The organism is Kutzneria sp. 744, from assembly GCF_000568255.1.
Classification (GTDB): Bacteria; Actinomycetota; Actinomycetes; order Mycobacteriales; family Pseudonocardiaceae; genus Kutzneria.
The window spans coordinates 2,616,246-2,623,954 of record NZ_KK037166.1 but is presented as its reverse complement, the minus strand read 5'-3'; the positions used below and the strand labels follow the sequence as shown (position 1 = coordinate 2,623,954).

Below are 7,709 nucleotides of genomic sequence, written 5' to 3'. Positions count from 1 at the left end.
TCTTGTACGCGAGGAACCCGCGCATCAACGAGCCGACCAGCGACCGGCCGCCGCCGCCGCGGGCGGCGCCCAGGATCCAGAACGGGATCTTGAACAAGATGAACATGACCGCCAGGCCGACCAGCAGGTTGGTCAGCTGTCCGGTGTTCGGCAAGAGCGGGGTGGAGCCCGGCGAGAGCATCAAGCGCACCGCGACGATGAACGCCAGCGACTGTCCGATCTGGATCGCCAGGCATCCGCCGAACAGCTTCCACCACGTGTAGGCGATGCCCTCGGTCTGCGGCAGCCCATGGCCCATCAACATCAGCGGGGCCCCGGCGAGCAACCCGATCGTCAGCGCGACGCGGACCACGTAGGTCACCAGCACGGCGACGACGCCGCCGATGAGCGCGACGTCCAGCACGAGGTCGAAGAAGCCGTCGCTGGCCAGCGACGCGAGGTAGCTGTTCTTCAGCGCGGCGGCGGCGCGGTCCGCGTCGACCCCGCCCCCCATCACCGCCGACGTGAGCGCGTTGGCCAGCGCGATGGCCTGGGTCCCCACGACCATGCTCAGCGCGCCGGCGATCATTCCGACGGCCAGCCGCGGGGCGATCTCTTTGATCGTGTACCGGGTCTGCAGCGTCTCGTAGGCCATCACCAGCACGCCGGCGATCAGCACGATCAGGCTGTAGCAGGCGAGCATGATCTGCCAGGAGGAGTTCCACAGATCGGTCAGGCCGGGGATCGAGTCCGGTGTCGGTGTGGCTAGCAGCGTGTGGGCGAGCAGATCCAACAGCGGGTTGAGCGCGTCGGCGACCACCGGGCGGAAGAAGCCGGTCAGCATGGTGTTGACGCACAGGCCCCACGTGCTCGGGTCCCAGACGCTGCACTGGGATTGTTGGCTGTCCCCGCCCGGTGAGGGCAGCGTCGGTTCAGTCGAGGACGCCGGCAGACATTGCAGCCCGACGCACGATGTCGTCGTGGTGGTCGGCAGTCCGCTGGGCAGCGGCAGCGTGATCGTCGGCGTGACGGTGACGGTGGGCAGGGCGCACACCGGCAGCGCCGACCCGGGCGGGCAGGTGTCCACCGGCGGTCCCGGCACGGGCAGCGGGGGCGTCGAGGCCGGTGCCGCGGCGGCCGTAGTGCTCGCGGTGGCCGCTGCCGTGAGCGTGCCGCCGAGCAGGACGACCAGGCTCACCGCCAGCAGCGCCAGCGCCCGGCCTCGCGTCATGCGCGGCCGACGCCGCGGGCGGCCTGCGGCGCGCCGGGTGGTGCTCGCGGAGGGAGGCGCGAGCTGGTCCCGGTCGGGGTGGAGTTGGCGGACGGTCGGGGTGGCCGATGTCCGGTGGCGGGGGTGCCTGGTCGCGGGCATCGCTCAGGCCCCGACGAAGTTCTTGAGCACCGAGAGGACCACCGGCGCGAGGATGGCCAGGCAGTATCCGATGCCGGCGGCCTTGAAGCTGGTCTTGGCTTTCTCGATCTCCCCGGGGTCGCCCCCGCCCATGAGGTAGCGGGCGCCGCCGATGGTGAGGAAGGCGGTCGCCAGGCTGGCGAGGATGCCGACGATCCAGTTGCGGATGTTGTCCAATACCTGATCCACCGACCCTGCCAGCGCGACGATGTGCGTGGTCTCCGCGTGCGCGGCCGAGGCGGACAGCAGCAACACGAGAACGGCCAGCTCGGTGATCACCGCGAGCCGCCGCCGAACAGTGCGGCGACCGGCCGCCACACGGTGAGAGGTCGGAGGTGTGGCGGTGTGGTCGTCGGTCGAGCGGGAGACGCAGTCGCGGGTGACGCGACCCTCTCGGGGCGAGGAGGTGTGTTGGGCGCCGGGGCCACAGCTGGGCCGAGGCGTGGTCGGGTGACGGTGGGAACGGGACTGTCGGGGTGAACGGGTCAGGCGCATCGGGGCACCTCCGGAGTCGGGTCCGACGGCCCGGCGAGTTGCCGGGGCTGGTCGGGCGGAGTGGTGGTCGCGGGGGTGGCTGGTTTCCTCCCGCACCCCTGAACTCCGGTTTTCAGGCCCTCCGGGGACAGACGACGTCGAACTTTCTTGGCCGCATGAGTGCTCAGTTCGGTAACGGAAGGTGACGATGCGCGGGCGGCGCTGACGGCGTGCGAGGCGCTGGTGATGGTCAGTGCGGTGGCGACCTGGTCGGTCAGATCTCGCTCGGCGGGATCGGTGTCGACGTCGGTCGGGGCCTCGTCAAGCAGGTAGGCCAGCAGGCGGTACTCGGCGCGCAGGCGGATCTTCTTGACCGCCTCGTAGTTCAGGTCGCGGTCTTCACCGGCGGTGGCCAGCGGCAGTCCCTCTAGCCGGGTGGCGCCGATCAGCTCCGCCTCGTCGGCGGTGATCGCGCCCTCGGCGACAGCGCGGGCCAGGACGAAGTCGGGGTGTCCCCAGGGCATCTGCGGTGTGGCCGAGCGGAAGCCGCTGCCGGACGGGACGGGAGCGTCCAGGGCCTCGCGCACCGCGACGTGGCCGGCGCGGTAGGCCGCCCAGCGCAGCCGCAGCACGATCCGCGGCTTGCGCAGATCGATGTGCGCGAGTTCGGCCACGAAGCCGGTCAGAACGGCGGCGTGGATGTCGCTGGGGTCGCCGACGAAGTTCGTGGTGAGCTTCTTGGTGATCTTCTTCAGCGCGGGCAGTGCGAGACCGACGCAGCCGACGGTCCAGGTGTCGCCGTTGGTGCGGGACAGAAGGACCAGATGCGCCCACACGGCGTGGCGCAGAGCCTGGGTGCAGTTGCCGTCCAGCAGCAGCGTGCGCAGCTCGTCCAAGGGCACCCGGCGGGCGGGCAGGCCGGGGAACAACCGGCCGTCGACCGACACCGGATGGGGTCCGGTGATGAGCCACTCATATGCCGCGCGGGCGGCGTCAAGAGGCATGGAATCGCGCCCGAATGCGGGGCTCGGGAAAGCGTAGTTCGCGGCCATGAATGGCTCCCTGTGCGAGTCGGAGGAAAGCGACTCCGTCAGGACGCCACAGGGGGTAGTACCAAACTCTGACCAAACTAGTACCGGACTCTAACCAAACTAGTACCGATGATCTTCGGTGATCATCTCCCCGGTCAATCGAGATCATCGCTTGCCGCCTGTGAGGACGATCTGAAGGTTGGTTGGCGATCACATTATGATCGTCGGTAATACCCGTTGAGCTGCCGCTACAGGGGTGCGGTACTAGTTTGGTACTAGTTTGGTTAGAGCTGTATTCGCGCAAACACGGCGCGTAGCAGGCAGTCCGCGCGAGGCTCGCGCCGATTGTCCAAAAAAATCTCACCGGACTCGTGCCGGTCCCTGTCGCGCGGACGGGAAATGGTTCCCGCGCGCGTGAGCGTGTGAGCCTTTTACCGTCACGTGGGCATGGCCGTGCGAGACCGGAAAAGTCGACAAGAAAAGTTGGGGTCCGACTGTCCCCCAGGGGCCTTTATTTAGGAGTTCAGGGGTGTCATCAGCGTCTCGCATCGACGGGGCGCATCACCTGGCTCTGGAGGACACCCGTGACCCAGCCCGCCCACTCAGCGCCGCGCGGTCCGCGCCGCCGCAGCGATTCCACCCGCCCGCCGGCCACCCGCCGGGGCGGGGATCGCCGCCCCTATCCGACCGCCTCGACCACCACCAGGGTCAGCCCCGCCAAGCCCGGCTCGGCCGGTGCGACGGCGCGCTCGCGGGGCTCGAAGTCCACTCCGACTCCGGCGACGGTGTGGACGGCCGGCCCGGTCCCTATCGACCTCGACGCGGTCTGGCCGACGCCGATCCTGCGCAAGATCGTGACCTCGTTCAGCAGCCCTGGCGGACACGTCGTGCTGTTGCCGTGGCCGACCACCGGCACCCGCCCGCATCTTGCTGCGGTCGGCGCGGACGGGGTGATCGACCACGCTCCCGGCGCCGAGCCAGACGCGGCGTTGGCTGACGCGCTCGCCGTCGTGGAAGAGCTGGATCGGGCCGGCAGCGTCGTCGGTGTCACGGTGGACCCCACGATGACCGGTCCGGCGTCGCCGCCGTTCTGGGCGGACCTCGTCGGCGGCCCCAGCCATCCGCCGGTGACCGTCCGCCAGCCGAGTCCACCCAGCGATGATGCCGGTGTTCTCGGTGCCGTCCCGGTCGAGGCCACCCAGGCGGACCTGATCATCACCAGCCTGCGACCCGAGCACTCCGGTGACCGCGCCAGCGACCTCGTGGCGTTGCTCGCGGCCCGCCTGCTGCGGGTCGGCGGGATCCTCGTCGTGCTCACCCACTGTGACTGGACGCGGGACGAGTTGGTGGACCCGAGCGGTCCGGTGGTGGCCTCGGCGCAGAACGCCGACCTGCTCTACCTCCAGCACGTCGTCGCTCTGCACGCCCCGGTGCGCGACGGCGAGTTCACGGGCGTCCTCGACGGCAGCGCGGCCGACGAGGACGCCCGCACGCGGCACCGCGCTGAGGTGCGCGGCCTGCCCGCGCCGCACCGGCGGATCCATTCCGACGTACTCGTCTTCGCCAACCCGCAGGACCACGAACCGCCTCGGCCGGCTCCGGCCGACGCGGCGTTCGAGACCGGAGTCATCCGATGACAAGCGCCCCGGTCCCGAACCCCGCCCACCCCGGACACCACCGCCAGGAAGGCACTCCCGTGGCTGACAACCGCACACCGCACACCCCGACCACCGGCATCTCCGCCACCGCACGCGCTGGTGCCGAGACCTCTGGCGACAACCCGGTCGACGAGGCCACCCAGCGCATCGCGCGCGCGATCGTCGACGACCTCGACCCGCAGGCCGGGAGCGCTCACGGAGACGACGAGAACGTGCCGGTCTCGGTGTGGACGACCGCGCAGACCTCCCCGTCCGCCCAGCGCAAGAACCGCTACACGCCCGAGTCCACGGCGCACCCGGCGAAGATGCTCCCGGCCGTGGCCGCGCACGCGATCGACCACTACACCAAGCCCGGCGATCTCGTGCTGGACCCGATGTGCGGGATCGGCACCACCCTGGTGGAGGCCGTGCACGCCGGGCGCCGGGCGGTCGGCATCGAGTACGAGCCGCACTGGGTCGACGTCGCCCGCGCCAACCTCGACCTCGCGCGGGAGGCCGGGGTTGAGCACGACGGCACGGTGTTCCACGGCGATGCCCGGCAACTCGCCTCGCTGTTGCCGCCGGAGTACGTCGGGCAGGCCGCGCTCGTGGTCACGAGCCCGCCCTACGGGCCGTCGACGCACGGCCAGGTGTCGGTGGCGCCGGGCGCGGGGGTGCAGAAGTACCACCACCTCTACGGCAACACTTTGGACCGGGGGAACCTCGCCAACATCGGTCATCACCGATTGCTGGCCGGGTTCACCCGCATCCTCGCCGGACTGGCCGGCTACCTGCGTCCCGGTGGGCACATCGCCATCACCATCCGGCCGTGGCGCGAGCACGCCGAGCTGATCGACCTGCCCTCGCAAATCCTCGCGTGCGGCCGGCAGGCCGGGCTGATCCCGGTCGAACGGTGCGTGGCTTTGCTGGCACGCGCGGCTGAGCAGGACCTGGTCGCCCGCGGCAGCTTCTTCCAGCGCGACTTCATCCGCAAACAGCGCGAGGCCGGACTGCCGCTGCACCTGATCGCGCACGAGGACGTGCTGGTGTTCAGGACCTCGTTGCGCAGGAGCGCGGGTTCAGGAATCTCGACGGAACTTCAGGAATCCCGAAGCAGCTTCACCGTACCGAGTCGACACGCCGGGAACCCGAGGGGTGGCTCGGGCGTGTCGGAGAGCTGGGCGGCATGAGCACCCGACCGCGCCCCACTCCGCATCGGCCGGGGCACCACCACGCCCCCGCCCCCGTCGCCGTCTCCATGGCGGCGGCGGGGGCGGTGCGGGCGGCCACGCCGCTTGCATTGGCGGCCCCGTCGGCCCCGGCGGCCCCGGCGGCTCCGGGTCCGGTCGTTGGTCGGTCTGCACCGGCTACGGCGGACTGGACCTCGGGGTGCTCGCCGCACTCGGCGGCGGTCGGACCGTGTGGTGCGCCGGCCCCGATCCGCACATCGCGGTGATCCTCGCCGCGCGGATGCCCGGCGTCCCGAACCTCGGCGACGTGCGCGCCATTGACTGGGCGCGCGTGGAGCCGGTCGAGGTGCTCACCGCCGGGTTCCCCTGCCAGGGCATCTCCGCCGCCGGGCGGCGCGCGGGCATCGGTCGCGGGCCACGCCCGCAGCGGGCGAGCGCGCCTGTCCGACCTGCCACCCGTGCCCGACGCGAGCGTTCGCCTATGAGCGACTCGCCGCTGGCCGCTGCCGCCTCGCGGCCTCACCCAACAAGGAGTCAGCCATGACCACGAACACCAACCAGGACGACGTTGCACGCTGGGCCGCGACCGCCGGCCGCCGCTCGCTCGCCCAGCGCGTCGCCGCGCACGGCGCCCGTCTGTTCTGCTCGTCGAAGCGACGGTCGGCCAACGATGCGAGCGGCCCGACGACCGACAGCTCGGCCGTGCCTTGGGCGGTCCGCCAGCGCGTCCTGCGCGAGTACCACGACGCAACCCTCGCGCAGGCACGTCGCGGGTCCGAGGAACTGGTGCGTGCCGGGTTCAACACCGGCAGGGTTCCCTATGGCTACCGGCCCCGGCGAGTCCGGGTCAGCCCGTCGGGCCGGCGCCTCAGGTGGCGCACACGGCTGATGATCGAGCCAGGCGAGGCCATCGCCGTGAAACTGATCTTCCGGTGGCGCGCCGAGGCGGGACTCAACACCGCCGCGATCCGGCGGCGCCTCATCGACGCGAGCTGCCCCGCTCCCCGCGACCCGGAGACCGGCCTGGAAGGTGTGTGGACACAAGCGGCGGTGCGGGCCGTCCTGCGCAACCCGAAGTACACCGGCCGCCAGGTCTGGGGCCGTCGCCACCATGGTCGGCGGGTTCCCCGAGCGCAGTGGGTCTGGTCGGACACGTGGGTGCATCCGCCGCTGATCACCGTCGCCGAGTTCACAGCGGCCAATCACCACCAGTGGCGTGCGGACACCCCGCCGACCGACAACGGCACCATGCCCTCGGCCGAGTTGCCGGATCGGAGGGCGGCCTGATGACCCACCACCGCTTCTCCACCGACCATGACTTCGACGACTTCGGCCCGGACGGGTTCACCAGCGAGGCCACCACCGCGCCGCGACGTGAGGTGGATCGCGAGGGGCGACGCGAGGGCGATCCCGTCCGAGACGGCCACCGACCGATGACTCGACGGTCCTCTCGTGCTCCGGTCGAATCGGGGGCTGACTGGCCCGCCGAGCCTGGTGGCAGGCCAGCATCGGTGACAACCAGGACGGCACCGGGATCTTGTGCGTCGCTGCTGCCGGGCGAGCAGGGGCAGCCGGGCGGGACCGGTGCGCCGGACGGCGTGGGGCCGTCTACGGGCGAACCAGCGGGTGATCCCGTCCCGACGTTGTTCACCCCGGCCCAGGCGGCGGACCTGTTGCAGGTGCCGGAGTCGTGGCTACGCCGTCGGGCGGCCCGCCGCTTGGTGCCGTGCACGTTCCTGGGCAAGCACCTGCGCTTCTCCCGCGCCAACCTCGACCAGATCCTCACCGACGCCGCCCGCCCCGCGACAACCAGCCCGCGCCCACCGTCCGGCGTCAGTGCGGCGCCCCGGCGCAGGGGCCGTCCGCCTGCCCGAGCCCGAGTTGAGGTCCGTCGACCCGATTCGGGGAAACGCACCCGTTCTTCTGGCGCGTGAACACAGTTGGGTTGCGTTTTTCCGTCCACAGAGCGTCCATATGGCCGTGCCGT

Annotated in this window: 7 protein-coding genes and 1 pseudogene; 5 read left to right on the top strand and 3 right to left on the bottom strand. The window is 71.1% G+C overall.

The features are described 5' to 3' along the window. From KUTG_RS61070 to KUTG_RS11710, 3 genes and pseudogenes are all read right to left on the bottom strand, one after another. Positions 1-1,210, bottom strand: a pseudogene (locus tag KUTG_RS61070) (hypothetical protein); the annotation flags it as partial. A gap of 144 nt (positions 1,211-1,354) precedes the next feature. Then, entirely contained in the window at positions 1,355-1,708 is a 354-nt protein-coding gene (locus tag KUTG_RS11715) for a pilin (protein WP_369794450.1), read from the bottom strand. A gap of 167 nt (positions 1,709-1,875) precedes the next feature. After that, positions 1,876-2,916 (bottom strand): hypothetical protein, encoded by a 1,041-nt coding sequence (locus KUTG_RS11710; RefSeq protein ID WP_043716775.1) that lies wholly within the window; start codon positions 2,914-2,916, stop codon positions 1,876-1,878. Positions 2,917-3,479: 563 nt separating this feature from the next. On the opposite strand from KUTG_RS11710, the gene KUTG_RS11705 reads away from it, so the two are divergent. The 5 genes from KUTG_RS11705 to KUTG_RS66110 are packed head-to-tail and all read left to right on the top strand — an operon-like array spanning position 3,480 to position 7,656. Continuing rightward, a complete protein-coding gene (locus KUTG_RS11705; RefSeq protein ID WP_232240759.1) occupies positions 3,480-4,532 on the top strand; it encodes a hypothetical protein in 1,053 nt (350 codons plus the stop codon). After that, a complete protein-coding gene (locus KUTG_RS11700) occupies positions 4,529-5,722 on the top strand; it encodes a TRM11 family SAM-dependent methyltransferase (protein WP_052394354.1) in 1,194 nt (397 codons plus the stop codon). The genes KUTG_RS11705 and KUTG_RS11700 overlap by 4 nt, the downstream gene beginning before the upstream one ends. Further along, positions 5,688-6,266 (top strand): DNA cytosine methyltransferase, encoded by a 579-nt coding sequence (locus KUTG_RS66115; protein ID WP_369794449.1) that lies wholly within the window; start codon positions 5,688-5,690, stop codon positions 6,264-6,266. Before KUTG_RS11700 ends, KUTG_RS66115 begins: the two co-directional genes overlap by 35 nt. Further along, positions 6,263-7,009 (top strand): recombinase family protein, encoded by a 747-nt coding sequence (locus tag KUTG_RS11690; protein ID WP_043716773.1) that lies wholly within the window; start codon positions 6,263-6,265, stop codon positions 7,007-7,009. The genes KUTG_RS66115 and KUTG_RS11690 overlap by 4 nt, the downstream gene beginning before the upstream one ends. Further along, positions 7,009-7,656 (top strand): helix-turn-helix domain-containing protein, encoded by a 648-nt coding sequence (locus KUTG_RS66110; RefSeq protein ID WP_369794448.1) that lies wholly within the window; start codon positions 7,009-7,011, stop codon positions 7,654-7,656. The genes KUTG_RS11690 and KUTG_RS66110 overlap by 1 nt, the downstream gene beginning before the upstream one ends. Positions 7,657-7,709 lie beyond the last annotated feature (53 nt).